This window comes from Streptomyces novaecaesareae (genome assembly GCF_000716875.1).
GTDB classification, from domain to species: Bacteria; Actinomycetota; Actinomycetes; order Streptomycetales; family Streptomycetaceae; genus Kitasatospora; species Kitasatospora novaecaesareae.
This window is the reverse complement of sequence record NZ_JNWQ01000016.1, coordinates 1-25,065: the sequence shown is the minus strand read 5'-3', so window position 1 is coordinate 25,065 and position 25,065 is coordinate 1. Positions and strand designations below refer to the sequence as shown.

Here is a 25,065-nt window from a genome sequence, read left to right as displayed (position 1 = left end):
GGCAGCCGGGGCAGGCGGCTCACCGCCACCGCCGTCACCAGCCCGCGGAGGAAGAGGTTCCATGCTGCGTTCCCGGCACCTGAAGTCCCGCCTGCTCGCCGTACTCCTGGCGATCGGCGCCGCGTTCGGCGTGAGCCTGTCCGCCGCGCCCCAGGCCGGCGCCGCCTCGCTGACCCAGATCACCGACTTCGGCAACAACCCCACCGGCCTACAGATGTACGTGTACGTGCCGAACAGCGTCAAGGCCAACCCGCCGATCCTGCTGGCCCTGCACGGCTGCCAGGGCTCCGGGCCCTACCTGTACTCCAGCACCGACTTCGGCGGGCTGGCCGACCGGTACGGATTCATCGTCATCTACCCCTCGACCAACCCCGGCGGCAGTTGCTGGGACGTCTCCTCCGACCAGGCGCTGAAGCGCAACGGCGGCAGCGACCCGGTCGGGCTGATGTCGATGATCACCTACACCGAGCAGCACTACGGCGGGAACCGCAACGCCGTGTACGTCACCGGCGAGTCCTCGGGCGGCATGATGACCAACGTCATGCTCGCGGACTACCCGGACGTGTTCAAGGCCGGCTCGGCGTTCATGGGCGTGCCCCACCACTGCTTCTACACGGGCACGGTGCGCGGCTGGAACGGCCCCTGCGCCGGGGGCCAGGTCTCCATGACCCCGCAGCAGTGGGGCGACCTGGTGCGCGGCGCCGATCCCGGCTACACCGGGCCGCGCCCCCGGGTGCAGTTGTGGCACGGCACCGCCGACCCCATCCTGAACTACCGCGACCTCGGCGAAGAGACCAAGCAGTGGACGAACGTCCTCGGGGTGGGCCAGACCCCGTCGTCGAGTGACACCCCGGCCGCCAACTGGAACCGGGCCCGCTACGCCAACAGCTCCGGCATCACGCAGGTCGAGACCTACAGCATCGTCGGGGCCGGGCACCAACTGCCCGTCCAGGGCACGCCGATGGCCGCCGACGCCATCCACTTCATGGGGCTGGACGGCAGCGGCACCACCCCCACCGGCAAGGGTGCGCTGCGCGCGGTGGGTGCGGGCAAGTGCCTGGACGACCCGAACTCCACCACCACACTCGGCACTCAGCAGCAGATCTACAGCTGCAGCGGCGGGGTGAACCAGACCTGGACGCACACCTCGTCGAACGAGCTGACGGTCGCGGTCGGCGGCAGCGTGCTGTGCCTGGACGCCGCCAGCCGGGGCACCACCAATGGCACCAAGGCGGTCGTCTGGTCCTGCAACGGCCAGGCCAACCAGCAGTGGAACGTCAACTCCGACGGCACGGTCACGGGCGTCCAGTCCGGCCTGTGCCTGGACGTGACCGGTGGCTCCACCGCCGACGCCGCCCCGGTCGAACTCTGGTCCTGCAACGGCCAGTCCAACCAGCAGTGGGCCCTCGGTTAGGGCCTGTCCGGCGGACAGGCCCTGGTCGGACTCCGCCGCGAACCGCAGTGGAAAGCCGCGAACCACAGTGGAAAGGGAGAGCAGATGAAACGCAGATCCTTGTTCGCACCCCTCGTGGCCGCCATGGCCCTCGTCCTGGCCGTGCTCGGCCTGGTGCCGGGCACCGGCTCCAGCGCGGCCGCCGCTCCGGCCGGGGCCTCCGCGGGTACCGGCGGCTGCGGCAGCGCACCGGCGCTGGCGAGCGGCACCCACACCATCTCCAGCAGCGGCCAGAACCGCAGCTACATCCTGAGGGTCCCCGCCAACTACGACCAGACCCGCCCCTACCGGCTGGTCTTCGGATTCCACTGGGTGGGCGGCACCGCCAACGACGTCGACTCCGGCGGCACCGACGGGTACAACTGGTCCTACTACGGCCTGCGGCGCCTGGCGGACAACGACAACAACGGCACCATCTTCGTCGCGCCCCAGGGCATCAACAACGGCTGGGCCAACTCCAACGGCCAGGACGTCACCTTCGTCGACGACATGACCAGGCAGCTCGAAGCCGGCCTGTGCGTCGACCCGACCCAGCTCTTCTCCACCGGTTTCAGCTACGGCGGCGCGATGACCTATGCGCTCGCCTGCGCCCGGCCGACGGTCTTCCGCGCGGTCGCGGTCTACTCCGGAGCCAACCTCAGCGGATGCAGCGGCGGTACGCAGCCGATCGCGTACATGGGGCTCCACGGCCTGCGGGACAACGTCCTGGGCATCTCCGGGGGACGGGCCCTGCGTGACCAGTTCGTCAGGAACAACGGCTGCAGCCCGCAGAACCCGCCCGAGCCGGCGTACGGCAGCCTGACGCACATCGTCACCGCCTACTCCGGGTGCAAGCCCGGGTACCCGGTCGTGTGGGCCGCGTTCGACGGTGCGGGCCACGACCCCGGCCCGATCGACGGGTGCACCTGCGACGGCTGGCACACCTGGACGTCCGGCGAGGTGTGGAAGTTCTTCAGCCAGTTCGGCTCCACCACTCCCCCGCCCGGCGGCGGCAGCCAGGAGATCGTGGGCCAGGCGTCGGGCCGTTGCGTGGACATCGGCAACTCCTCCACGACCAACGGCACGCAGGCCCAGCTGTGGGACTGCCACGGCGGAACCAACCAGCGGTGGACCTACACGGCGGGCAAGCAGCTCGTGGTCTACGGCAACAAGTGCCTGGACGCCTCGGCCAAGGGGACCAGCAACGGCACCGCGGCGGTGATCTGGGACTGCAACGGGCAGACCAACCAGCAGTGGAACGTCAACTCCGACGGCACGATCACCGGAGTGCAGTCGGGCCTGTGCCTGGACGCCAGTGGCACGGGCACGGCGAACGCGACGAAGATCCAGCTCTGGGCCTGCTCGGGCGCGGGCAACCAGCAGTGGAGCCTGCGCAGCTGACCAGGGATTCCGGGCCGGTCTCCGCCGTCGCCGCGGGACCGGCCCGACCCGATCCGCCACCGCAGCGGCGGACGGCCTCAGAAGGTGAGGACCGGTTTGACGGCCGTGCCGGCGGTCATGTCGCACACGGCCCGGTCGATGTCGGCGAACGGGTAGTGGCTGATCAGACGGTGGAGCGGGAGGCGGCCGTCGCGGACGGAGCCCGGCGGCCCGGATCCGCACCAGGGCCTACCCGATGAATGTAGGGCGGTTTTTCGGCGACGGTCAAGAGAGTGCCCAGGATCCGTCGATGGCGGCGCGGTGGATCGACCTCCCAGGAAGGGCCGTCAGTGCGCCGGGATCGCGTCCAGGACCCGCTGGGCCTGCGCCCGCGCAGCGGCGGCGCAGCCCTGGGCCAGGGCGTGGAACAGCCCCTCGGCGCGGATCGCCGGCCAGTCGGCGGGCAGGTGCTCCGCGGGCAGGTGCGGATCCCGGCGGACCAGGTCGAGCCAGTCGGTGTGCAGCAGCAGTTGCCCGCCCAGCGGGTCGGGGCCGCCGGCGCCGGGCTCGCTCCAGCGGTCCAGGAAGGCGTGGTAGTCGGCGGCGATCGACTCGGTATCGAAGGCCGACTCCACCACCTGCGCGACCTCGGTCGGTTCGAGGACCGTGCCGCGGAAGACCCGGAGGTGAGCGGCCAGGGAGAGGTCCTCCAGCAGCGCACCGACGTCCACGACGCCCGGCGCGACCCACAGGCCGCTCTGCAGCGGACCGAATCCGCCCCACGTCAGCCGGGAGCGCAGATCGTGCCGCTCGCGCCGCCAGGCCTCGGGCAGGGAGAAGCCGACCAGCGTCCACTGGCCGTCCCAGTCGCGATTGACCGCGCCGGTGCGCCAGATGCGGTCGTGCCCGTCCTGCAGCACGGCGACGGCGCGCGGGGTCAGCGCGAAGTACATCTTCCGGCCCTGGCGGTGCCGCTCCAGCAGGCCGCGGCTGACCATGCGGGTGAGGGTCGAGCGGACGGCGTCCTCGGTGACGCCGATCCGCGCGAACACGTCGATCACGCAGGCGGAGGACAGGGCGATGTCCCGGCCGAGCACATGGATGCCGAAGAAGCTGAGCATCAGCGACTGGGGACGCGGGGCGAGATCGGGACTGGTCACCGGCACAGCGTAGGACGCCCGGGCGGCCGGGGTGCGAAGGCATCCGAATATTCGGCAGTTCCATTGACGGCCGACAGCAATCTGCCTAAGTTGAGCGCACACCCCAGCGCACCGACAACCCCAGCGCGCCGACACCCCAGCCAAGGAGCAGTCGCATGGATCTGAGCGGCAAAGTCGCCGTCGTCACCGGCAGCGGTCGCGGCCTCGGGCTCGCCTACGCCAAGGCCCTCGCCGCCGCAGGCGCGGCCGTCGTGGTCAACGACGTCGACGCGGATGCGGCGGCCGCCGCGGTCAAGGAGATCGAGACGGCCGGCGGCCGCGCCGTCGCCGAGGTCGCCGCCGCCGGCACCACCGAGACGGCCGGCGCCCTGGTCGCCCGCGCCGTCGAGGCCTTCGGGCGGCTCGACGTCATGGTCACCAACGCGGGCGTGCTGCGCGACCGGGTGCTGTGGAAGATGACCGACGAGGACTTCGACACCGTCGTGCAGGTCCATCTGCGCGGCACCTTCACCTGCGTCCGGGCGGCCGTGGAGCGGATGCGCGAGCAGGGCGGGGGCGGGCGGATCATCGTCGCCGGCTCCCCCGCCGGGCAGCGCGGCAACTTCGGCCAGACCAACTACGCCGCGGCCAAGGCGGGCATCGCCGCGATGGTCCGCACCTGGGCGATGGAGCTGGCCAGGGCCGGCATCACCGCCAACGCCGTGATCCCCGTCGCGGCCACGGCGATGACCAGGACCATCCCCGCCTTCGCCCCGCACGTCGAAGCCCTGGAGCAGCACGGCACCCCGCTGCCGGACGGCCTGCGCAAGGGCGAGGGCTTCGGCACCGCCGAGGACGTCGCCCCGCTGATCACCTTCCTCGCCTCCGACGCCTCCGCCGGGATCACCGGGCAGTGCATCGGGATCGGCGGCGACAAGCTGGCCCTGTGGTCGCACCCGCAGGAGGTCTCCGTCGCCTACGCCGACGGCGGCTGGAGCGCGGACGCCATCGCCGCCGCCTGGCCCGTCTCCGTCGGGCGCGTGCCGGAGACCTACGGCATTCCGGCGCCCCGGATCTGATGGGAGCCCGCCCGATGAACTGGGAGTCCACCCGATGACATGGGAGCCCGCCCGATGAACCTGGACGAACTCGTCGCCATCGACGTCCATACGCACGCCGAGGTGTCCTCGCGCGGCCAGGGGTCGCTCTCCGCAGAGCTGGACACCGCCGCCGGGGCGTACTTCAAGGCGGAGCACCGCCGCCCGACCCTCCCGGAGATCGCCGCGCACTACCGCGAGCGGAGGATGGCCTGCGTGGTCTTCACCGTGGACGCCGAGGCGGCCACCGGCACCCCGGCCATCCCCAACGAGGAGGTCGCGGAGGCCGCACGGGAGAACCCCGATGTGATCATCCCCTTCGCGAGCGTCGACCCGTACAAGGGGAGGATGGCCGCACGGCAGATCCGCAGGCTGGTCGAGGAGTTCGGGGTCAGGGGCTTCAAGTTCCACCCCAACGTCCAGGCCTTCCACCCCAACGACCGGATGGCCTACCCGCTGTACGAGGCCATCGAGGAGGCCGGCGCGATCGCCGTCTTCCACACCGGCCAGACCGGGATCGGCGCCGGCGCCCCCGGCGGTGGCGGCATCCGGCTCAAGTACTCCGACCCGATGCTGGTGGACGACGTCGCCGTCGACTTCCCCGGGATGCCGATCATCCTGGCCCACCCCTCCTTCCCCTGGCAGGACGAGGCGTTGGCGGTGGCCACCCACAAGCCGCAGGTGTACATCGACCTGTCCGGCTGGTCCCCGAAGTACTTCCCGCCGCAGCTGGTCAAGTACGCCAACAGCCTGCTCAAGGACAAGGTGCTCTTCGGCTCCGACTACCCGCTGATCAGCCCGGACCGCTGGCTCGCCGACTTCGCCGAGCTCCCGATCAAGGACGAGGTCCGTCCGAAGATCCTCAAGGAGAATGCCGCCAGGCTGCTCGGCCTCGACAAGCAGCAGTGACGCCAGACAAGGGAGTCCCGCGTTGCAGAACCAAGGCATCGGGTCCTGGCCCGCCCGCCGGGCCCGCAAGACCCCGCACCGCACCGCCCTGATCCACGAGGAACGCGCCACCAGCTACGCCGGGTTGTACGACCGCGCCACCCGCCTGGCCCACCTGCTGCGCGCACGCGGCGTGCGGCACGGGGATCGGGTGGCCTTCCTGGGGCCGAACCACCCCGCCTTCCTGGAGGCCCTGTTCGCCACCGGGCAGCTCGGCGCGGTCTTCGTCCCGCTCAACACCCGCCTCGCCGTGCCCGAGCTGCGCTACCAACTGCAGGACTCGGGAAGCAGCCTGCTGCTGACGGTGCGTCAGCCTTGTGCCACCGAACTCGCAGCGGACGTCGAGCTGGTGGAGGCCGAGGGCGACTCCTACGAGGCGCTCCTGGCCGGGTCCCCGGCCGAGCCGCTCGACGCGCCGGTCGGCCCGGACGACCTGTGCATGATCATGTACACCTCGGGGACCACCGGCTCCCCCAAGGGCGCCATGCTCACCCACGGCAACATCCTCTGGAACAGCCTCAACGTCCTGGTCGACGTGGACCTCTCGGCCGACGAGGTCACCCTGGTCAGCGCGCCGCTGTTCCACACCGCCGCACTCAACATGACCTGCCTGCCCACCCTGCTCAAGGGCGGCACGGCCGTCCTGGAGTCCGCCTTCGATCCGCTCCGCACCCTGGAGCTGATCGAACGCCACCGGGTCACCTGCCTGTTCGGCGTCCCCGCGATGTACGACGCGGTGGCCGCCGAGCCCGGCTGGGCGAGCGCGGACCTCAGCAGCCTGCGCAACCTGCTCTGCGGAGGCGCGCCCGTCCCGGCCCGGACCATCCGGCGCTACCTCCACCGGGGCCTGGCCTTCGTCCAGGGCTACGGCATGACCGAGGCCTCCCCCGGCGTCCTGCTGCTCGACCGGCAGGACGCGCTGACCCACGCCGGCACGGCGGGCGTACCGCACTTCTTCACGGACGTACGGCTGGTGGACCCGCTCGGCGATCCGGTCGGGGTGGACCGGCCGGGAGAGGTGCTGGTCGCCGGGCCCCATGTCACACCCGGCTACTGGGGCCGTCCCGCGGAGAACGCCACCGCCTTCCACGACGGCCGCTGGTTCCGCTCCGGCGACATCGCCGCGGTGGACGCCGAGGGCTACATCCGGCTGGTGGACCGGCTGAAGGACATGTTCATCTCCGGCGGCGAGAACGTCTACCCGGCCGAGGTCGAGGACGCCCTGCTGGAACACCCGGCCGTCGCCGAGTGCGCCGTCTTCGGCGTGCCCGACGAGAAGTGGGGCGAGGTCGGTCGCGCCGTCGTCGTCCTGCGGCCCGGCGCCGAGGCGAGCGCCGAGGAGCTCACCGCCCACCTGGACGGGCGGCTCGCCCGCTACAAGATCCCCAAGTCCGTGCTCTTCGCCCACGCCCTCCCGCGCAGCGGCGCGGGCAAGCTGCTCAAGGCCCCGCTCCGGGCCGCCCATCCGCAGCACTGACCCCTGGACCCGTACCGAGAGGCTTCCCCATGTCCCGTACCGTCAACGGCATCGCCGAACTGCTCGAACTCGGCGGCACCGACCTCGGCCACAGCGCGTGGCTGGAGATCACCCAGGAGCGGGTGAACACCTTCGCCGACGCCACCGACGACCACCAGTGGATCCATGTCGACGTCGAGCGCGCCAAGGCCGGCCCCTTCGGCGGCACCATCGCCCACGGCTACCTGAGCCTCTCGCTGCTCATCCCCTTGTGGAGCGAACTGCTGGAGGTCCGCGGCATCGGGATGGCCGTCAACTACGGCCTCAACAAGGTCCGTTTCCCCTCCCCCGTCCGGGTCGGCGCCAAGATCCGCGCCCACGGCGCGATCGTCTCGGTCACCGAGGTCAAGGGCGGCGCGGAGGTCACCGTCGACCTGACCGTCGAGATCGACGGGCAGCCCAAGCCCGCCGCCGTCGCCCAGGCCGTCTACCGCTTCCACGCCTGACCGAAGCGGCGTTGTCGCTGACCGGGATCAGCCCGGACGCGCTCCGGGCGGGCAACCGGGTTGCCCGCCCGGAGCGGTGGTCACGCGTCGACCGGGTCTACTGTCCGTCGCCCGTCAGCCACCGGCCGTCGGGGCTGCCGAACTCGCCCGTGCGCCGGTCCCAGATGACCTCCCCGCGCCGCACCGTCGTCTCCGGGCGCCCGACCAGGGTCGCCCCCTCGTACGCCGACCAGCCGCACTTGGACTGCACGTCGTCGGCCGTCATGAACCAGGTCGCGTCGGCGTCGAAGACGACGAGGTCGGCGTCGTACCCGACCTCGATCCGGCCCTTGCTGCGCCCCAGGCCGAACAGCTCGGCCGGGCGCCCGGCGGCCAGCCGGGTCAGCTGGGACAGCAGTTCGTCGACCGGGCGGTCCGGCCAGCGCTGCCGCATCCCGGTGAAGACGGCGGGCAGCAGTTCCTGCACGCCGGGCAGTCCCGGCGGCGCGTCCGCCGGCGGCCTGGTCTTCTCCTCGACGGTGTGCGGGGCGTGGTCGCTGCCCAGGGTCGCGAGTCCGTCCTGGATGAGCGCCTCCCACAGCCGTTCCCGGTCGCGCTCCTCGCGGATGGCGGGGCTGAGCCGGATGCGGGCGCCGAGGCGCGTGATGTCGTTGCGGGTGAAGGACAGGTGGTGCGGCGTGGCCTCGAAGGTGACCGGCAGGCCGGCCTCCCGGGCGGCCATCAGCAGGTCGCACTCCTCCGCCGAGGAGGTGTGCAGGATGTGGGCCGCGGTGCCGTACTCGCGGACCAGTTCGATGACCCGTGCGACGGCGACGATCCCGCCGGTGCGCGGGCGCGCGGGCTCGTACGCGCGGTAGCTGGTGGGGCTGGGGAGGTAGCCGTCGAGGAGGTCGAACAGTCCCCCGTCCTCCGCGTGCAGGACCACCCGCAGCCCGCGGTCGGCCGCGATCGAGAAGATCCTGGCGAGCACCGCCGGGTCGTGGATGACGTGCGGCGCGGTGTGGTGGCCGGCCATGAACACCTTGACGGAGGTCGCCACCCGCGGATCGAGATCGGCGAGGGCGTCCACGGTGTCCGTGCCGACGCCCAGGTGGAAGCGGTAGTCCACCAGGGACTGCCCCTCGATGAGCGCCGCCTTGGCCCACGCGTCCTTCGCGTCGTGCGTCGGCGGCTGGGTGTTGGGCATGTCGATCACGGTCGTGACGCCGCCCGCGGCCGCGGCCCTGCTGCCGTGTGCCCAGTCCTCCTTGTGGGTCAGCCCGGGGGTGCGGAAGTGGACGTGGGAGTCGATCACCCCGGGCAGCACGTGGCGGCCGGCCGCGTCGATGGTCTCGGTGGCGGTGACCCGGGCGTCCTGCGGCAGCAGCGCGCTGATCCTGCCGCCCCGCACCGCGACCGTACCGGGCCGGACCCCTTCGGGGGTGACCAGCCGGCCGCCGCGGATCACCAGGTCGTACGGGACTTCGTGTTCGGTCATGACGGCTGCTCCACGGAGATCAACTGACGGCAGAGGTCGTTGGTCGGGCCCATCAGGCAGACGGCCCGGACGTCCCGGGCCAGCCGGTTGACCGGGTGGCCCGCGATGAAGCCGGCGCTGCCGAGGTAGCGCTGCACCTGCAGGCAGATCTCCTCGGCCAGGGTCGAGGCCACCACCTTGCTGCGCAGCGTGGTGAGGCCGGGGTTCGGCCCCTCCCGCCGGCCCGCCGCCTCGACGATCGCCCGGGCGCTCTCCACCTGGGCGGACAGGTCGGACAGCCGGTGCCGGGTCAACTGCTCGTTCGTCAGCCGCTGTTGACGGGCCTTGGCGAGCGCCATCCGGTAGACCGCGTCGGCGATGCCGACCGCCACGGCTCCCAGGGTGGCTCCCGACTCGCGCACGCCGGCGATGATCGTCGCCGCCTTCCCGACCGGGCCGAGCAGGGCGCTCTCCGGCACCGCGCAGCCGCGCAGCTCGACGAAGCCCGTCGCGGAGGCGCGCATGCCGACCAGGTCCAGGCTGGTGTCCGCGACCAGTCCCGGAGTGTCGGCCTCGACGAGGTAGAAGCTCTGCCCGTCGCTGCCGTACACCAGGTCTCCGGCACCCGGCTCCGAGGACTGGGCGAGGATCAGGTACACCTGTGCCAGGCCCGCGCCGGTGGTGAAGGCCTTGGCGCCGTCGAGGACCCAGCCGTCCGCGACCCGGACGGCCTTGGTCGCGATGTTGCGCTTGTCCGCGCCGGCGCCGCTCTCGCTCCACGCGGAGGCGGCGAGCCACGAGCCGTCGGCGAGCCGGGGCAGGTAGTACGCGCGCTGGGCCGGCGTCCCCCACTCGGCGATCCGGGCGCTGACCGCGAAGTGCTGGAACAGGATGATCGAGACGGAGGGATCGAGGCCGGCCACCTGCTCGATCAGCCGGTTGGTCAGGACGGCGTCACCGCCCTGACCGCCGTACTCGCGCGGGATGGCCGCGCCGAGGATCCCCGACGAGCGCAGCGCGTCGAGCACCCGCCCGGGCAGTTCGCCGGCGGTGTCCGCGGCGGCCGCCTCGGCCTCCAGGGTCCGGTACAGCGGCGCGTACCGTTCAGCCAGCGCCTCGCGGCCGTCGGGTCGGGACATGGCTTCAGTGAAGGGCACCGTTCAGTCTCCTCGTCATGGTCACGGCCGGCGCGATCTCCAGTGGGCCGGACCGGATCTGAGCCTGTTTCCGGCTCACGCTCACCCACTGCAGGACCGTCCCCTGCGTGGATTCCTCGACCCTGGAGGTCGCGCTGGCGCGGCCTCCGGGCGTGGCGATCTCGACCTGCGGCGGGCGGCCCCCGGTCTCCTCGTAGAGCCGGGCCGGCACCGTGCCGGCCGCGGTCGCCGCGGCGGCCAGGCAGGTGATCCCGGTCAGGGCCAGCGTCGGGTGCCAGCGCGGCACGCTGATGGCCCGGGCGCTCAGCAGGCCGGGGCTGTAGGCCGCCACCATCGCGATCTTGGGGAACACGCTGGTGTCCGGCAGGCCCAGCAGGGCCGAGGCCGAACGGCGGATCCGCAGCATCTCGTCGAACACCTCGTCGCCCGCCTCGAACAGCTCGCGCTGCGATCCGATCCCCAGCTCCTTCGCGTCGACGAAGACGTAGGGGTTGCCGAGGGACACCAGGGAGGCCTCGTACGCGCCGGCGGGGGTCGTCAGCCGGTCGACCGGGCGGCCGGTCATCAGGACCCGGCTCGTGCTCTTCCCCGGCGGCTGGACGAAGTACATGGTGAAGCTGCCGCCGTGGCGCCGCGACTCGTCGACCTCGCAGACGATCTGGTCCCCGTTGTTGAGGATCCGCAGCCGGACCCGGTCGCCCGGCGCCGGGCGCGGCAGCCACCGGCGGGCGTTGGCGACGACCAGGCTGGCGAGGATCGAATGGCCGCAGCTGCCCTGGAAGTCGAACGCGTCGAGCCGGTCCGGCAGGCACTGCACGAAGCGGTAGTCCAGGTCGAACAGCGGATGCGGGGACTGCGCCACGATGGCGATCTTGAGCACGTCGGCGTGCCCCGTCTCCACCAGCCACTCCCGCGCCTCGGTGAGCACCGCCCGCAGTTCGGGTTCGGCCGCGGGCAGGTCGGCGGCGTCGAGCACCAGGGTCGGACACGGCGCGCCGTCCGCCTGGGAGATGTACGCGATCACGCGGCCGTCCCGTCGCCGGGGAGGGCGGGCGCTTCGTCCGCCTTCCGGCCGGGGGCGGCGCAGAACTGCTCGATCCACAGCTGGTGGATCATCAGCGACCACAGCGCCAGCGCGGACCGGTCCGACGGCCGGGTGGCCTGCTCGTCGAACAGCCGGTCCACCCGGGCCGGTTCGACCAGTCCGTGGCGGTGCAGGGCGGCCGGCGAGAGGACGTCCCGGGCGAAGCCGTGGAGGGCCCCTCCGGGCGCGATCATGGCGGTGATCGGCAGGGTGAACGGCTGCTTCGGCCGTTCGAGCACCGACCTGGGGAGCAGCCCGTCGGCGGCGCGGTACAGCACCTCCTTGCCCCGGCCCGGAGCGATCTTCAGGCCCGACGGGAGCGATCGGGCGTACCGCTGGACCGACGGCTGGCAGAACGGCAGCCGCACCTCCACGGAGGCGGACATGCTGAGGTGGTCGACCCGCCGCAGGTGGTAGGCGGGCAGCCGCTGACCGACCTCGAAGGCGGTCAGGGTCTCCATCCGGCCGCCGGCCGAGGCGGCCAGTTCACCGGCGATGCGCTCGGAGGCCGGCCCCCGGGCAGCGACGTAGTGGCGGTACTCCGCGGTGTACAGCTCCGTGCGCAGCGCGGCCGGCACCGCCGCGAGGGCGTCGACGTACCCGGTGATCCAGTCCTCGCCGTCCGGGGTCTCCACGGCCGTGCGGATCCGGTCGTACCCGCCGAAGAGTTCGTCGGCGGCGTCGCCGGTGAGCGCCACGGTGAAGCCCGCGTCGCGCACCGCGGCGAACAGCGCGTAGGTGCTGAGCGTGATCGGGTCGGCATTGGGCTGGCCGAGGTGCCAGACCACGTCGGGCAGCAGGTCGGGGAAGCTCTCCGGGTCGATCTCCACCTGGTGGTGGCGGGTCCCGTTGCGTTCCGCGACCTCGCGGGCGAAGTGCCGCTCGTCGCTCGGCCACCGGCCGGTGTAGGCGATGTTGAAGCTGTGCAGGGCGTCGGCCGCCTCGGCGGCCAGGGCCGAGACCAGGCTGGAGTCAAGCCCGCCGCTGGTGATCGCCGCCACCGGGACGTCGGCGAGCAGCAGCCGGTGCGTCTCCTCGCGCAGCAGGGCGCGCACGCGGTCGGCGGCGGCCGTCGGGTCGGTGTCGGGCTCCGGAGCCGGCAGGACGGCCCGCCGGTGGATCCGCAGCCCGCCCGAGCGGTTGACCTGGACGGTGGCCGCCGGCGGCAGCACCTGGATCCCGTCGAACATCGTCTGCTCGCCGAACGGGGTCTTCGTCGACAGGTACTCGTCGAGGCCGGGCTCCCAGACGGCGGCCCGCACGTCGCGGAAGGAGAGCAGCGCCGGCAGTTCGGAGGAGAAGTGCAGCTGCCTGCGGTACGCGTCCCACTGGTAGTAGAGGGGCTTCATGCCCAGGTCGTCGGTGGCCAGGACGAGCGTCGGCTCCTGGCGCAGGTCCATCACGGCGATGGCGTACATGCCGTCGAGGTGGTCGGTGAAGGCCGGACCGTACTCGGCGTAGAGCGCGGGCAGCACGGAGCCGTCGCAGTCGTCGTCGATCCGGTGGCCGCGGGCCACCAGTCGTCGGCGCAGCTCGGCGTGGTTGTAGATCTCGCCGTTGAACACCACGGTGATGTGCTCGCCGAGGCGGTACGGCTGCCGGCCGCCGGCCAGGTCCATGATGGCCAGCCGGTTGATGCCCAGCGCCCAGCCGCGGCCGACCGCCAGGGCCTGGCTGTCCGGCCCGCCGTGGCGTTGGACGGCGGAGACGGTCCTCAGCTCGTGCGGGGTGGCCTGGGCGTCGAAGTGTCCGAAGATCCTGCACATGGGCGCCTCACCTCACCTGCGCCGGGACGCCGGCGCGCTGGTAGAGGACCGGGTCGAAGGGGGTCGGGCCGCCGCAGGTGGCGAAGCGGGCGGCCGCCGGGTCCTCGTTGTCGTGCCGGGTGCCGTGCGGGACGCCGGGCGGCGCGAACAGCGCGTCACCGGGCGAGACGTCGATCCAGCGGTCGGCCAGGTACATCTGCCCCTCCCCTTCGAAGGCGATGAACGCCTCCTCGCTCTCGGGGTGGACGTGCACGTTGAAGTACTCGCCGGGCTGCATCACTCCGCAGTGGAGGCACAGTTGGGGGGTTCCGGTGCCCGGCCAGAACAGGAAGTTCATCGTCGCGGTCCGGTCGGAGGCGGCCACCTGCCCGGTGCCGCCGAAACCCCGGAGCTGGGTGTCCGTGCGCCACAGGTTGCTGAAGCGGGCGGGCTGCGACCCGTGCGAGCGGCCGGGCAGCAGGCGGGTGCGCCAGACGTAGGCGGTCAGACCGTCGGTGTCCGCCGCGGCGAGGGCGTACCGCTCGCCCGTGGGGGCGTAGACCGCGTCGGCCCTGGCCACCCGCGCCCGGGCTTCGCCGGAGCACGCCTCGCCGGACCCGGCGAACACGACGACGACGTTCTCCTCGTCCGCCGACTCCGGCGGCTCCCACCGTCCGCCCGCGGGGACCCGGACGACGTCGAGCCGGATGATGCTCGCGCCCAGGTCCGGGCCGACCGCGGTCGCCACCGAGCACCCGGCCTCCGGGCGGAAGGTGAGGTCCGCCGCTCGGACGATCGCGCCGACCTGTTCAAAAACGGCCATCATTGTGCCTTCCCGACGCTCCGGCGGTTGCCGTGCGTCACGTTGAACTGTCAGTTGTCCGAGGCGAGTCGGCCGCCCTTGCCCCAATGGCTCTGCTCCACGTCGCGGATGATCACGGTGACCGCGTCCTGCGGGCAGCCGGCGATCCTGGACACGGTCGCGGTGACCTCCTCGACGAGTTCGCGCCGGCTCTCCTGCTTGCTGCCGCTCCACCAGTCCACGGTGACCACTGGCATCGGACGCACCTTCTCTCTGGCTCTCTGGTTCGCTGACTCTCTGGTGTGCCGGCTCGCTGGTCTTCCGGCCCTCTGGTCCTCCGGCTCCCTGGCCCGGCTGACGGGCCGCCACCCGGGCGGGCCGGGGCCAGGGCCCGTCTTCAAACCCCCGTCGTCCGCCCGAAGGGCGGGCGTGGCGGCGTTGGGGTGCGTGCATCGCAAGGCGGAGGAGGGAGTCCATGCGGAGCATCGGCGACCGACGACAACGCGGCGAGGCGCGTGCCCCGGCGTCGCCGCGCAGGCGGGGGTTTGAAGACGGGCCCTAGGGGAGACGCGCCCCGGCCCGCGGGTGGCACGGGACCTAGACGAGCTCGGGCGACAGGCCCGCCGCGCGGTAGAGCTCCGCGTCGTACGGGACCGGCCCGCCGACGGAGACGAACAGCTCGGGAGCCCCCGGGCGGTCGGGGTTGCGGGTGCCGTGCAGGGCGCCCGCGCGGGCGAAGACCCCGTCGCCGGGCTCCATGTCGAGCCACTGGTCGCCGAGGAAGAACTGTCCGCTTCCCTCCAGTGCGAACAGCGCGTCCTCGGCACCCGGGTGGGCGTGGATGTTGAAGGTGTTGCCCGGCGCGCCCATGCCGCTGTTGATGCACAGGTAGGCGCAGCCGTTGCCGGGCCAGTGCGGGAAGTTCATGTACGCGCGCCGCTCGTTGTCCACCGGCGCGATCTCGCCGGTGCCGGCGAACTTGTGGATGCCCTTCGAGGTGTCGTAGACGGTGTTGAAGAACGTCGGGGCGGACCCGCGGGGGCTGCCCTCGGGCAGGACCGCCCGCCAGAAGTACACGGTCAGCTCGTCGCTCTCGGCGGTGAAGGTGAGCTGCTGGTCCGTCGGGGCGTAGGCGGTGGAGCCCTTGATCACCGGGCTGGTCTCGTCGCCCACCTGGGCCGAGCCGGTGCCCTCGAACACGATCGCGGTGGTCTCCTCCTGCCGGTAGACGTCCGGCTTCCAGCTGGCACCGCGCGGGATGCGCACGATGTCGACGGAGACGAACCGGGCGTCCACGTGCGGGCCGACCGGGCGGCTCACCCAGCAGCCGTCCTCCTCGGTGTACTTCAGCTCGCTGCGGCGGATGACGACGCCGTGCTGGTCAAGACTGGTCACTGCGGTGCTTCCTCTCGATGGGTACTCGTTGGGTACTCGATGAGTGGCAGACGGTGGCTTCGGGGTTCAGGCGAGTGCCCGGGCGGCCGCGCCGCGCGCGCTGATCGTCGCGACGGTCCCCACCGGGCGCTCCAGGGCCGCGTCGAGCGCGGGCACCAGGCGCTCCCCGTAGGTCGCGGCGTACAGCGGGAACGACGGCTGGCCGCCCAGGTCCGCGAGATCTGCCACGAGCTGGTCGGGCAGTGGTGCGAGCTGGTCGATCTCGGTGCGGGAGACGCCCAGGAACTGCGGGCGGTCGAACTCCTCGCCGAGCGTCCTGAAGAACCGGGACAGGACCTCGCCCATCTCCGCCTCGTACGCGGTCATCCGGTCGGCGCCGATGGTCGCGCTCACGGACATCCGGTAGGAGTGGCCGAGGTTCATGTAGTTGGGGCAGATGAGCGTCGAGCGGAGGTCCAGCGCCTCGGGCGGGGCCAGCGCGGCGGCGCTCTCGCGCGGCAGGTCCTGCAGCTTGTTGTCCGCTCCGATGCCCCGCAGCCCGTAGCCCCCGGTGTAGAGGGTGTCGACCCAGCCGTCGTAGTCGCCCGTGGTGAGCGAGAAGGTGTTCATCATGTCGATGGGCACCTCGACGGTTCCGCCCGGGACGTGCAGGCCGAGCTGCCGTTCCAGCGAGATCCGGTAGATCATCGCGAAGTAGGCGAAGTTGGTGGCGTGGCGGGCGAGTTCGAGCGCCTCGGTGTCCGTCGGGGCCAGGTCGTCCGCGGTGATCTCCGGGACGGGCTGGGTCAGCAGGATCTGGTGCCGGAACCGCGGCCGCTGGCTGAGCACCTGGGTGCGCACCAGCCGGCCGTGCCGGTCGCAGCGCCACCAGGAGTTGGGCTTCCAGCGGTGGTCGGTGACGTTGTTGTGCGTCAGCAGCGTGCGCAGGTGGGTACCGCCGTCGGCGGAGCCGGTCGCCTGGCTGATCAGCCGCAGCGCGTACCAGGGGAACGTCAGCATCGGAGCGTAGGCGTTCAGGCTGGCGTGGGTCGAGGTGTGCACGACCATCGGGGAGGAGACGAACCGGTGCAGCGACTCGTCGTCCCACCCCAGGAGCCGGCGCATCCGCTCGCGGTCCGCCGCCGGCGCCCGGTGGACCCGCGGCTCGGCGGCCCGGACGAAGTCCGCCAGCTGCCGGCGCCGGTGGCGGACCTCGGCTCCGGGCGGACCGGCCGGCCGGAACGAGCCCAGCACCTCACCGAGCGTGGGCCCCCGGTCCTGATCGGGTTCGCTGGTCACGACGTCCTCCTGTCGATGCGGTGGCGCGGCCGGTGCGGTGGCGCGGCGTCGGCTGCGGCCACGAATGCCGGGCCACGAATAGCGGCCTCGAATGCCGGGCCCGAATGCCGGGCCTCGAAATTGTGGCCGGCACCGGCGGAGAACCGACCCGCCGGACGCCCTCCCCGGGCGGCGATGGCAAAGCTACCCAAGAAGTACATCAGGCAATACTGCGGCTACCTGTGGCGTGGATCACTCGCATTTTTTCGATTGCCGACGATGGCGCGTCCAAAGTCCGGCTGTTAGCATCCTCCGGGCAATCGAAATTTCGCCGCGAAGGCGCTTCGCCCGATCTCTGGAGCGTATCGATGAATCAGCTCCCGCATGTTCTCCACATTGGCTGGATGCCCCGCGCGGTGGCCGCGCTGACCCGCGCCGGGGCACGTGTCACCTGCGCGGTGTCCCCCGGGGACATCGCAAAAGCCCAGGCAGCAGGCGTGTCGACGGTAGCCGTGACCGACCCGACGAGTGTGTCAGCCATCCTCGGCGGCCTGGAGCGCGCCGAGCTCCCGGTCAGTGAATTCGACGCGGTCTGCAGCGTCCTGGAGTTCTGCGTCGTGCCGGCCGCGGCGATTTCCGACCTCTACGGATTCAGCCGTGGAGCCGCGGTCAAATCGCTCGGCATGCGCGACAAGTTCATTCAGAAGAGGAAAGTCCGCGGAGCGGGCGTGGCGACTGCCGGGTGCGAGACGGTGGATTCCTCCACGGCACTGGATTTTGATTCACTGGAATTCCCCAGGGTGCTCAAGCCGATCGACGGAAAGGGGCAGTACAATACCTTCGTCACACTCGGCCCCGAGCATCTCCGGGAATGCCTGGCAGTGGCGTCCGGGTCGGGTGACGGCCCGTGGCTGCTGGAGGAGTTCGTCCGCGGCACGGAGTTCCACGTCGACGGCCTCGTGCGCGACGGCGAGGTGCTGGTCCTGGGCGTGTCGAAGTACCTGCAGAACGTCATCGGGATGCACGACGGCGGACTGGTCGGGAGCTCCGCCGTCCGGCCCGACCGGTATCCGGAGCTCTACCGGTCGATGCGCTCCCTCGCCGGGACGGCGCTGAAGGCCCTGGAGTACCAGGACGGACTGTTCCACCTCGAAGCCTTCCAGGCCCCCGACGGGGGCGTCGTGTTCGGCGAGTGCGCGGCCCGCGTGGGCGGCCTGTGGATCGACGACCTCTTCCAGCACGCCTTCCGCGTCAACCTGCGGGACGAGTGGGCCCGTATGGTGCTCGGCAGGCCGGCCGGCCTGACCGCCGAGCCCGGATACCCGGACGGCGTCGTGTTCGGCTCGGTGTGCCTGCCGGCCCCGCCCGGGGTGCTCCGGGCCATGCCGGCCCACGAGGAGGTCATGGCCCGTCCCGGGGTGGTGTTCTGCGCTCTCGACGAGAGCCTGCGCAACGACGCCGGCGCCGCTCCCCAGACCCGGGCCGGACACGCGGTCGTCTCGGCGACGGATGAGGAGGAGCTGGCCCGCCGCCTGCAGGACCTGGTCGACTGGTTCGCCGCGAGCGTCGCGGTGGAGCAGGAGGGCGACCTCCGGCCGGCCCCGGCCGGCTGACCGGCGGACCACCGGCGTGTGCCGCGTCCATCGCGGGCGGCACACGCCGTGGTCAGCGGGCATCGGCCGGGGCGGCCGACAGCAGGCGGCCGCCGAGCGCCGTGCAGAAGCGGTCGACCACCTCCCGCAGCCCGGCGTCGGCCGCGCCGTCGACCGTCACGCCCGCCCGCTCGTCGAGCGTGATGCAGCGGTCCAGGACGAACCAGCCCTGGACGATGTGGAACGCCCCCATCGAGGACAGCACCGGGCGCAGCGCGTAGTCGATGGCGAGGACGTGCGCGGTCGATCCCCCGGTGGCCAGCGGCAGGACGGTCTTCCCCGCGAGGGCGTGCTGCGGGAGGTGGTCCAGCAGGCACTTCAGCAGCCCCGAGTACGCCGCCTTGTAGACCGGGGTGGCGATCACCACGGCGTCCGCCAGCTCGAACAGCCCGGCGGCCCGGGCCAGTTCGGGATGGCCCGGGTCCGTGCCGAACAGCGCTTCGGCGGGCAGCTCGCGGACGTCCAGCGCAAGGACGGTGTGCCCCCGGGCGGACAGCATCGCGTCGACGTGGCGCAACAGGCCGGTGCTGCGGGAGCGCGACGAGGGACTTCCCGATACGGACAGTACGACAGCCATCGACTCTCACTTCGCCATAGGGGAACGGGTACGGGCGCCGACGGTCAGACGGCGGCCCCCTGCGGGTCCGCGACGCGGGCCGTCCGGTGTTCGGCCCAGCGGGCGGCGGGCGGCACGGCGACTCCCGCCGCCAGGAACATCGCACCGAGCAGCAGGCACCCGGCCCAGCCCCAGCTGACCATCGCGGCGGTGGTGACCACCGGGGTGAGGATCTGCCCGAGGTCGCGGCCGACCCCGTACATCCCCTGGTACTGGCCCACCGCGTGCTCCGGGGCCAGCTCGAAGGACAGCCCCCAGGCGCCGGCCGACTGGAACAGCTCCCCCGCCACGTGCACCGCGGCGCCGGCCAGCAGGAGGGCGGCGGCGAGCCACGAGCTCCGCCCGTCGGCGAGGGCGAACAGCACGCAGCAGCCGGCCAGCAGGATCCCGGCGCGCAGTTGGGCCCTGGCGGCGCCGGGCACGGTGTCGGAGCCCTGGCTGGCACGGACCTGGAAGACCGTGGCCGCGATCGTGTTGATCAGGACGAGCACCGAGTACAGCGCCACCGGCACGTGGGTGCGGGTGGTCATGAAGAGCGGCACGGCCACGGTGAACAGACCGAGGTTCATGCCGAGCACCCCGTTGAGCATGGTCAGCAGGACGAACGGACGGTCGCGCAGGACGACCCAGCGCGGACCGTCCTTCGTCCGCGGCGCCGGCGGGACGGCCGGCACCCGCATCGTCGCCACCGCGGAGACCAGGTAGCAGGCCGCGGCGACCAACACCACGGCCAGGTAGGCCTGGTGGCTGTCGGCCAGCAGGGCGCCACCCGCGATGAGGGCGCCCAGCGTCCAGCCGGCGTTGTTGACCGACCGGAGGTAGGCGCGGGTGTGCACCCGCTGCTCGGGCTTCGCGGATCCGGCGATCAGCGCGCCTTCGGCGGCGAGGCCGGAGGACTCGAAGAGCGTCACCAGGCAGGCCACCACGAGGAATCCGGCGAAGCTGTCGAACAGGACGTAGCCGCAGAGCAGCAGCGCCTCGGCGACCCGTGCGGCGGCCCGCATCCCGCGCGGGCCGAAGACGTCGGACAGGTAGCCCGCCGGGATTCCGGCGGCGAGGCCCACCAGCGAGGCGAGCGTCAGACCGATGCCGACCTGGGCGGCCGGCAGGCCCACCACCCGGGTCAGGTAGAGCGGCAGCACCGTGGTGAAGAGGCCGCGGCCGACCCGGCTGGTGAGTGCGGCGACGGCGAGCGGCCGTACCGGCCCCGGCTCCGGCACCACCGACCGCCAGCGCCCTGCTGTCCTGGTGTTCGGCATCTGTCTCCCTGTTGTTCCGTGCGCGCCGAGCGCGCGTGATGGCGGAGGTGCTCCGGTACGGCCGAGGGCCTGTCCGGCGGATCCTGGCCGGACAGGCCCTGGGCTGTTACGGAAGGTCGAAGGGCAGCGTCACCCCGTCGAGGGCGCCGGTACAGGCGCAGTGCCGTTCCGCGGGGAGGCCGGCCACCGCTTCCAGCACCAGAGCGCGCAGGCGTTCGGTGTGCCGGGCGAAGACCTTGAAGACCTCCTCCTGGGCGACGCTCTCGGTGGCGTCGATCCCGGCGTCGAGGTCGGTCACCAGGGCCACCGAGGTGTAGCAGAGGCCGAGTTCGCGCGCGAGGACGGCTTCGGGGTGGCCGGTCATGTTGACCAGCGACCAGCCGGCCGAGGCGTACCACTGGGACTCGGCGCGCGTGGAGAAGCGGGGGCCCTCGATCACCACCATGGTGCCGCCGTCCGTGACGGCGTCACCCGTCGTGGCGGCCGCCCCGATGACGGCGGCCCGGCCCTCGGCGCAGTACGGGTCGGCGAAGGAGACGTGCACCGCGCCTTCCTCGTAGAAGGTCTGGACGCGCCCCGAGGTGCGGTCCACCAGCTGGTCGGGCACCACGATGCTGCCCGGGCCCAGCTCGCGCCGCAGCGAGCCGACGGCGCAGGGGGCGAGCACCTGGCGGACGCCGAGCGAGCGCAGGGCCCAGAGGTTGGCGCGGTAGTTGATCCGGTGCGGGGGCAGGGCGTGGCCCCGGCCGTGGCGGGGCAGGAAGGCGACCTTGCGGCCGGCCACCGTCCCAACGGAGACGGTCTCCGAGGGGTCGCCGTACGGTGTGGTGACCTTGATCTCCTCGGCGCCTTCGAGCAGTTGGTAGAACCCGCTGCCACCGATCACCGCGATCTCGGCCACCGGGTCTGCTGATGTGGTCATGAGCGGGGGTCCTCGTCTCGGGGAGTCGGTGAGCCCGGGCCGGTCGGCCCGGCCGGTGCGTGGGCGTTCAGCTGGATCTGGTCGAGGGCGGCCACCAGCGGGTGTTCGCCCATCGGCGCGCTCGGGTCCTCGGGGCGGCGCACCGCCACCGTCTGCCAGCCCGCGGCGGCGGCCGCGTCGAGCTCCCCGACGCGGTCGCTGAGGAAGACGGTGAGGTGCGGCGGCGTCCCGATGGCCCGGGTGATGCTCCGGTACGAGGCGGCCTCGGTCTTGGCGCCGGCGTTGCCCAGGTCGAAGTGGCCGCGCAGCAGCCCGGACAGGTCGCCCTCGTTGCTGTGGCCGAACCAGTCCCGCTGGGCGGTCACCGAGCCCGAGGAGTAGATGTAGCAGTCGATGCCGGCCGCCTGCCAGCGGCGCAGGGCCGGTGGCACGTCCGGGTAGACGTGGCCGGTGAGGGTGCCGTCGGCGAAGCCTTCGGCCCAGATCAGCCCCTGGAGGCGCTTGAGCGGGGCGGCCTTGACGTCGGCGTCGGCCCAGGCCGTCAGCGCGGCGATCGCCCCCGCCTCGTCCACCGCCGTGCCGGTCACCTCGCCCACCTCCGCGAGGAGTTCGCCGTGGCGGGGGTCGTCGCGGTGGCTCGCGAACCAGTCCGCGAGCCGGACCCGGGCGTACGGGAACAGCACCTCGTACACGTGCGCGGCGGAGCCGGTGGTGCCCTCGATGTCGAGGACGGCCGCCCGTGCGGTCGCCGTGATCACGCGCCCGCCGACAGCAGCGCGTCGAGGTCCGGGAACCGGGAGGCGATGGAGTCGCCGGTGAAGTCGCCCACCCAGCCGTCCTTCTCCTTGAAGAACCGGACGGCGGCGAACTCCGGGCGTCCGCCCATGTCGAACCAGTGGCGGGTGCCGGCCGGCACCGAGAGCAGGTCGCCCGCCGTGCAGACCACCGCGTACACCTTGCCGTCCACGTGGAGGTAGAAGCAGCCCGCGCCGTGGGCGAAGAAGCGCACCTCGTCCTCGGCGTGCCGGTGCTCCGCCAGGAACGTCGAACGGGCCTGGCTCGCCTTCTCCTCCCACTCCGGCCCCGGCACGGGCAGGAGCTGGGCCACGTCCACGACCCGCAGCCCCTCGCGGGCGCACAGGTCGTCCACCTCGGCGCGGTAGAGCGCGAGGACGTCCTCGGCGGAGTCCGTGTCGGTGAGCGCGCGCCGCAGGCTCCACCGGCGGAACTCGACACCGCACTCCTGCAGCGCCGCGGCGATCTCGTGTTCGTCACCGGTGCGCAGCAGGACCTCCTCCGGCGCGTGGTCGGGCATGATCTGGAGCAGGGTCATCGGCTGTTCTCCTCGGCGGGGTTGGCGGTGGCCTGGCCGGCGGGCTCGATGCCGAGGACCAGGAGCTGGCAGATCGCCTCCAGGCACTCCAGGCGGTTGCGGGCCTCGGCGAGGTCGCGTCCCCAGGTGGTGATCCCGTGGTGGGCGATGAGCAGTCCGGGCGGGGCCTGCGGGGTGCGTTCCAGGTAGTGCGCGACGTCGTCGGCGATCCGGCCCACGTCCGGCCAGTTGGGGAACACCGGCAGGTCGGTGCCGGCCGGGTCGGTCAGCGCGAGCCCCTTCAGCAGCTCGAAGTGTTCGAGCCGGAGCGGGCTCACCCGGTCGCTGCGGAACCTGCTGGCCGTCACGGTGGAGTACGGCGCGTGGACGTGGATCACGGCCCCGGCGCCGGTGGTCCGGTAGACGGCGGCGTGGATCGACGTCTCGGCGGAGGGCCGCAGCGCCCCCGGGGCGACGGCCCGGCCGCTGTCCGCGTCCACCAGGACCATGGACTCGGCCGTCAGTTCGCCCTTGTCCCGGCCGCTGGCGGTGATGAGGGCGCGGCGCTCCCCGGGGAGCAGGGCGGAGATGTTCCCGGAGGTGCCGGGCATCCAGCCGCGCCGGTAGAGGTCGCGGGAGAGCTCGGCGAGCCGGCCTCCCGCGCTCGTGCGCTCGGCGTCGGAGGCGGCCGCGGTCGCGGTCTCGGTCTCGGCGGAGGCGGAGGCGGAGGCGGAGGAGGCGATCACTCGGACACCTGGCTCAGGGTCAGCAGGCGGTGGGCGGAGAGCCGCTCCGCTCCGCCGAGGCCGAGCAGTTCGACCACCGCGACCAGCCCGGCCACCTCGGCGCCCGAGTCGGTGACGAGGCTGGTCGCGGCCGCGAGGGTACCCCCGGTGGCGAGCACGTCGTCCACGCAGAGCACCCGCTCGCCGGGCCGGACGGCGCCCTTCTGCAGCTCCAGCAGGTCGTCGCCGTACTCCAGGCTGTAGGACGCCCGGTGTACCGGGCCGGGGAGCTTGCCCGGCTTGCGGGCCAGGACGAGCGGCGTCCCGGTCCTGGCGGCGAGTGCCGCGCCGAGCACGAACCCGCGGGACTCGATGGCGAGGACCGAGTCGAACTGCCCGGCGAAGGCGTCGGCGATGCCGTCCGCGATCCGCCCGACCAGGCCCGGCTCGGCGTAGACGCCGGCCAGGTCCCGGAAGAGGATCCCCGGCTTCGGGTGGTCGGGGAAGCAGGTGAGCAGGTCCGTGATGCGCTCGCCGAGTTCGCCGCCCGGCTCGCCCGCCGTGGCTGCCGTGGCCGCCGGCCGGAAGACCTGCCGGTCCGAGACGACGGCGGTGATCAGCTCGGCCGGGGTGACGTCGAAGGCGGGGTTGAAGACGGCCGCGCCGGCCGGTGCGACCGGCGCGCCGGCGACGGTGGTGACCTCCGCCGCTGCCCTCTGCTCTATACGGATGCCGCTGCCGTCGGGCAGGTCGCGGTCCCAGGTCGACTCGGGGGCGACGACGACGAACGGGATGCCGTGCCGGGCGGCCGCCACGGCCAGACCGTACGTCCCTATCTTGTTGGCGGTGTCGCCGTTGGCGGCGATCCGGTCCGCGCCGACCAGCACGCAGTCCACCAGCCCCTGGGACATCGCGGCGGCCGCCGCCGAGTCCACGCACACCCGGTACGGCACCCCGGCCTCGCCGAGCTCCCACGCGGTCAGGCGCGAGCCCTGCAGCAGCGGGCGGGTCTCGTCCACCAGCACGTCCACGACCCGCCCGCGGGCGGCGAGTTCGAGGATCGTGCCGAGGGCCGTGCCGACCGCGGCGGTGGCCAGCCGGCCGGTGTTGCAGTGGGTGAGGATCCGCAGCGGCCGGTCCGGGGTGAGCGCCACCACCAGGTCGGCGGCCTTCTGCACGGCGGCCCGGTTCACGGCGGCGTCCTCGGCCTGCATCGACACGGCCTCCCGCAGGACGGCCTCGGGCCCGTCGGGGAGCCGCTCCAGCACCCGCTCGACGGCCCGGGCCAGGTGGACGGCGGTGGGACGGGCCGAGGCGATCCGGGCGCTGTCGGCCCGCACCGCCGCCTCGTCCAGCGCGCCGTCGGCCCCGGTGCGGTGCCGGTGGGCCGACAGGGCGACGCCGAGCGCCCCGGCCAGGCCGATGGCCGGGGCGCCGCGCACGGCCAGGGAGCGGATGGCGTCGATCAGTTGGTCGACCGTCTCCAGCCGCAGCACCCGGTGCTCCTGCGGCAGCGCGCGCTGGTCCACCGCGAGGACGGCGCCGTCCTCCCAGGTGAGGGAGGACCGGAACGCGCCCTCGGGGGCGCTCTCCTGCGGCCGGGTCACGCGACGGCCGCCTTCAGCCGCTCGACGCGGTCGGTGCGCTCCCAGGTGAAGTCCGGCAGCTCACGGCCGAAGTGGCCGTACGCGGCGGTCTGGGAGTAGATCGGCCGCAGCAGGTCCA

Annotated in this window: 24 protein-coding genes and 1 pseudogene; 7 read left to right on the top strand and 18 right to left on the bottom strand. The window is 72.6% G+C overall.

Annotated features, from left to right (window positions below; translation table 11 throughout):
- The first annotated feature begins 61 nt into the window (after nucleotides 1-61).
- Together OP86_RS08260 and OP86_RS08255 are read left to right on the top strand one after the other, a co-directional pair.
- Nucleotides 62-1,414: an extracellular catalytic domain type 1 short-chain-length polyhydroxyalkanoate depolymerase gene (locus OP86_RS08260; RefSeq protein WP_030061708.1), complete on the top strand. Its 1,353-nt coding sequence runs from the start codon at nucleotides 62-64 to the stop codon at nucleotides 1,412-1,414.
- Nucleotides 1,415-1,498: 84 nt separating this feature from the next.
- Complete coding sequence (locus tag OP86_RS08255; protein ID WP_030257754.1) at nucleotides 1,499-2,833, top strand: ricin-type beta-trefoil lectin domain protein; 1,335 nt, start codon at nucleotides 1,499-1,501, stop codon at nucleotides 2,831-2,833.
- A 77-nt stretch (nucleotides 2,834-2,910) separates the two neighbouring features.
- On the opposite strand, the pseudogene OP86_RS37860 reads toward OP86_RS08255, so the two are convergent.
- Together OP86_RS37860 and OP86_RS08250 are read right to left on the bottom strand one after the other, a co-directional pair.
- Nucleotides 2,911-3,030 (bottom strand): annotated as a pseudogene (locus tag OP86_RS37860) (NAD(P)-dependent alcohol dehydrogenase); the annotation flags it as partial.
- A gap of 129 nt (nucleotides 3,031-3,159) precedes the next feature.
- Nucleotides 3,160-3,978 (bottom strand): PaaX family transcriptional regulator, encoded by an 819-nt coding sequence (locus OP86_RS08250; RefSeq protein WP_033331368.1) that lies wholly within the window; start codon nucleotides 3,976-3,978, stop codon nucleotides 3,160-3,162.
- A 149-nt stretch (nucleotides 3,979-4,127) separates the two neighbouring features.
- On the opposite strand from OP86_RS08250, the gene OP86_RS08245 reads away from it, so the two are divergent.
- The 4 genes from OP86_RS08245 to OP86_RS08230 are packed head-to-tail and all read left to right on the top strand — an operon-like array spanning nucleotide 4,128 to nucleotide 7,958.
- A complete protein-coding gene (locus OP86_RS08245) occupies nucleotides 4,128-5,030 on the top strand; it encodes an SDR family oxidoreductase (protein WP_030257749.1) in 903 nt (300 codons plus the stop codon).
- Between the two features lie 54 nt (nucleotides 5,031-5,084).
- Nucleotides 5,085-5,957 (top strand): amidohydrolase family protein, encoded by an 873-nt coding sequence (locus tag OP86_RS08240; RefSeq protein ID WP_157849696.1) that lies wholly within the window; start codon nucleotides 5,085-5,087, stop codon nucleotides 5,955-5,957.
- Between the two features lie 22 nt (nucleotides 5,958-5,979).
- On the top strand, nucleotides 5,980-7,473 hold the full coding sequence (locus OP86_RS08235) for an acyl-CoA synthetase (RefSeq protein ID WP_030061713.1): 1,494 nt from the start codon (nucleotides 5,980-5,982) through the stop codon (nucleotides 7,471-7,473).
- Nucleotides 7,474-7,502: 29 nt separating this feature from the next.
- Nucleotides 7,503-7,958 (top strand): MaoC family dehydratase, encoded by a 456-nt coding sequence (locus OP86_RS08230; RefSeq protein ID WP_030061714.1) that lies wholly within the window; start codon nucleotides 7,503-7,505, stop codon nucleotides 7,956-7,958.
- Nucleotides 7,959-8,055: 97 nt separating this feature from the next.
- Here the strand turns inward: OP86_RS08230 and OP86_RS08225 are convergent, their stop codons facing one another.
- From OP86_RS08225 to OP86_RS08190, 8 genes are all read right to left on the bottom strand, one after another.
- Complete coding sequence (locus OP86_RS08225) at nucleotides 8,056-9,435, bottom strand: dihydroorotase (RefSeq protein WP_030061715.1); 1,380 nt, start codon at nucleotides 9,433-9,435, stop codon at nucleotides 8,056-8,058.
- Nucleotides 9,432-10,553, bottom strand: a complete 1,122-nt coding sequence (locus OP86_RS08220) for an acyl-CoA dehydrogenase family protein (protein ID WP_078588782.1) — start codon at nucleotides 10,551-10,553, stop codon at nucleotides 9,432-9,434. Before OP86_RS08220 ends, OP86_RS08225 begins: the two co-directional genes overlap by 4 nt.
- 4 nt (nucleotides 10,554-10,557) lie before the next feature.
- Nucleotides 10,558-11,595 (bottom strand): PrpF domain-containing protein, encoded by a 1,038-nt coding sequence (locus OP86_RS08215; RefSeq protein ID WP_051829843.1) that lies wholly within the window; start codon nucleotides 11,593-11,595, stop codon nucleotides 10,558-10,560.
- Nucleotides 11,592-13,421 carry an asparagine synthase (glutamine-hydrolyzing) gene (gene asnB / locus OP86_RS08210; RefSeq protein WP_030257727.1) on the bottom strand — a complete coding sequence of 610 codons (1,830 nt, stop codon included), beginning with the start codon at nucleotides 13,419-13,421 and terminating at the stop codon, nucleotides 11,592-11,594. The genes OP86_RS08215 and asnB overlap by 4 nt, the downstream gene beginning before the upstream one ends.
- A gap of 7 nt (nucleotides 13,422-13,428) precedes the next feature.
- Complete coding sequence (locus OP86_RS08205; RefSeq protein ID WP_199815190.1) at nucleotides 13,429-14,226, bottom strand: cupin domain-containing protein; 798 nt, start codon at nucleotides 14,224-14,226, stop codon at nucleotides 13,429-13,431.
- Between the two features lie 47 nt (nucleotides 14,227-14,273).
- Nucleotides 14,274-14,459 (bottom strand): tautomerase family protein, encoded by a 186-nt coding sequence (locus tag OP86_RS08200; RefSeq protein WP_030061720.1) that lies wholly within the window; start codon nucleotides 14,457-14,459, stop codon nucleotides 14,274-14,276.
- 340 nt (nucleotides 14,460-14,799) lie between these two features.
- Complete coding sequence (locus OP86_RS08195) at nucleotides 14,800-15,597, bottom strand: cupin domain-containing protein (protein WP_030061721.1); 798 nt, start codon at nucleotides 15,595-15,597, stop codon at nucleotides 14,800-14,802.
- Between the two features lie 66 nt (nucleotides 15,598-15,663).
- Nucleotides 15,664-16,875: a hypothetical protein gene (locus tag OP86_RS08190; RefSeq protein WP_030061722.1), complete on the bottom strand. Its 1,212-nt coding sequence runs from the start codon at nucleotides 16,873-16,875 to the stop codon at nucleotides 15,664-15,666.
- Between the two features lie 221 nt (nucleotides 16,876-17,096).
- On the opposite strand from OP86_RS08190, the gene OP86_RS35685 reads away from it, so the two are divergent.
- The gene (locus OP86_RS35685) at nucleotides 17,097-18,467 is read left to right on the top strand and encodes an ATP-grasp domain-containing protein (protein ID WP_157849695.1); all 1,371 of its coding nucleotides are present in this window, start codon (nucleotides 17,097-17,099) and stop codon (nucleotides 18,465-18,467) included.
- Nucleotides 18,468-18,519: 52 nt separating this feature from the next.
- Here OP86_RS35685 and ssuE read toward each other — a convergent pair whose 3' ends face one another.
- From ssuE to OP86_RS35680, 8 genes are all read right to left on the bottom strand, one after another.
- Nucleotides 18,520-19,083 (bottom strand): NADPH-dependent FMN reductase, encoded by a 564-nt coding sequence (gene ssuE, locus OP86_RS08180; protein ID WP_030257724.1) that lies wholly within the window; start codon nucleotides 19,081-19,083, stop codon nucleotides 18,520-18,522.
- 44 nt (nucleotides 19,084-19,127) lie between these two features.
- Entirely contained in the window at nucleotides 19,128-20,381 is a 1,254-nt protein-coding gene (locus OP86_RS08175) for an MFS transporter (protein WP_030061725.1), read from the bottom strand.
- A gap of 106 nt (nucleotides 20,382-20,487) precedes the next feature.
- Nucleotides 20,488-21,303, bottom strand: coding sequence for an S-methyl-5'-thioadenosine phosphorylase (locus OP86_RS08170; RefSeq protein ID WP_030061726.1), 816 nt, complete (start codon nucleotides 21,301-21,303; stop codon nucleotides 20,488-20,490).
- Nucleotides 21,300-22,061: an acireductone synthase gene (gene mtnC / locus OP86_RS08165; RefSeq protein ID WP_030257719.1), complete on the bottom strand. Its 762-nt coding sequence runs from the start codon at nucleotides 22,059-22,061 to the stop codon at nucleotides 21,300-21,302. Before mtnC ends, OP86_RS08170 begins: the two co-directional genes overlap by 4 nt.
- Nucleotides 22,058-22,636 (bottom strand): 1,2-dihydroxy-3-keto-5-methylthiopentene dioxygenase, encoded by a 579-nt coding sequence (locus tag OP86_RS08160; RefSeq protein WP_030061727.1) that lies wholly within the window; start codon nucleotides 22,634-22,636, stop codon nucleotides 22,058-22,060. The genes mtnC and OP86_RS08160 overlap by 4 nt, the downstream gene beginning before the upstream one ends.
- On the bottom strand, nucleotides 22,633-23,361 hold the full coding sequence (gene mtnB / locus OP86_RS08155; protein WP_234434950.1) for a methylthioribulose 1-phosphate dehydratase: 729 nt from the start codon (nucleotides 23,359-23,361) through the stop codon (nucleotides 22,633-22,635). The genes OP86_RS08160 and mtnB overlap by 4 nt, the downstream gene beginning before the upstream one ends.
- Nucleotides 23,358-24,947, bottom strand: coding sequence for an S-methyl-5-thioribose-1-phosphate isomerase (gene mtnA, locus OP86_RS08150; RefSeq protein ID WP_157849694.1), 1,590 nt, complete (start codon nucleotides 24,945-24,947; stop codon nucleotides 23,358-23,360). The genes mtnB and mtnA overlap by 4 nt, the downstream gene beginning before the upstream one ends.
- A partial coding sequence (locus OP86_RS35680) for a methionine adenosyltransferase domain-containing protein (RefSeq protein WP_157849693.1) occupies nucleotides 24,944-25,065 on the bottom strand: 122 nt, incomplete at its 5' end. The genes OP86_RS35680 and mtnA, both read right to left, overlap by 4 nt.

Coding starts and splice junctions, on each gene's coding strand:
- OP86_RS08230 (WP_030061714.1), top strand. CDS start 7,503: ATGTCCCGTACCGTCAACGGCATCGCCGAACTGCTCGAACTCGGCGGC.
- OP86_RS08170 (WP_030061726.1), bottom strand. CDS start 21,303: ATGACCACATCAGCAGACCCGGTGGCCGAGATCGCGGTGATCGGTGGC.
- ssuE (WP_030257724.1), bottom strand. CDS start 19,083: ATGGCTGTCGTACTGTCCGTATCGGGAAGTCCCTCGTCGCGCTCCCGC.
- OP86_RS08260 (WP_030061708.1), top strand. CDS start 62: ATGCTGCGTTCCCGGCACCTGAAGTCCCGCCTGCTCGCCGTACTCCTG.
- OP86_RS08175 (WP_030061725.1), bottom strand. CDS start 20,381: ATGCCGAACACCAGGACAGCAGGGCGCTGGCGGTCGGTGGTGCCGGAG.
- OP86_RS08160 (WP_030061727.1), bottom strand. CDS start 22,636: ATGACCCTGCTCCAGATCATGCCCGACCACGCGCCGGAGGAGGTCCTG.
- OP86_RS08255 (WP_030257754.1), top strand. CDS start 1,499: ATGAAACGCAGATCCTTGTTCGCACCCCTCGTGGCCGCCATGGCCCTC.
- OP86_RS08220 (WP_078588782.1), bottom strand. CDS start 10,553: ATGTCCCGACCCGACGGCCGCGAGGCGCTGGCTGAACGGTACGCGCCG.
- OP86_RS08240 (WP_157849696.1), top strand. CDS start 5,085: ATGAACCTGGACGAACTCGTCGCCATCGACGTCCATACGCACGCCGAG.
- OP86_RS08245 (WP_030257749.1), top strand. CDS start 4,128: ATGGATCTGAGCGGCAAAGTCGCCGTCGTCACCGGCAGCGGTCGCGGC.
- OP86_RS08200 (WP_030061720.1), bottom strand. CDS start 14,459: ATGCCAGTGGTCACCGTGGACTGGTGGAGCGGCAGCAAGCAGGAGAGC.
- OP86_RS08225 (WP_030061715.1), bottom strand. CDS start 9,435: ATGACCGAACACGAAGTCCCGTACGACCTGGTGATCCGCGGCGGCCGG.
- asnB (WP_030257727.1), bottom strand. CDS start 13,421: ATGTGCAGGATCTTCGGACACTTCGACGCCCAGGCCACCCCGCACGAG.
- OP86_RS08205 (WP_199815190.1), bottom strand. CDS start 14,226: ATGATGGCCGTTTTTGAACAGGTCGGCGCGATCGTCCGAGCGGCGGAC.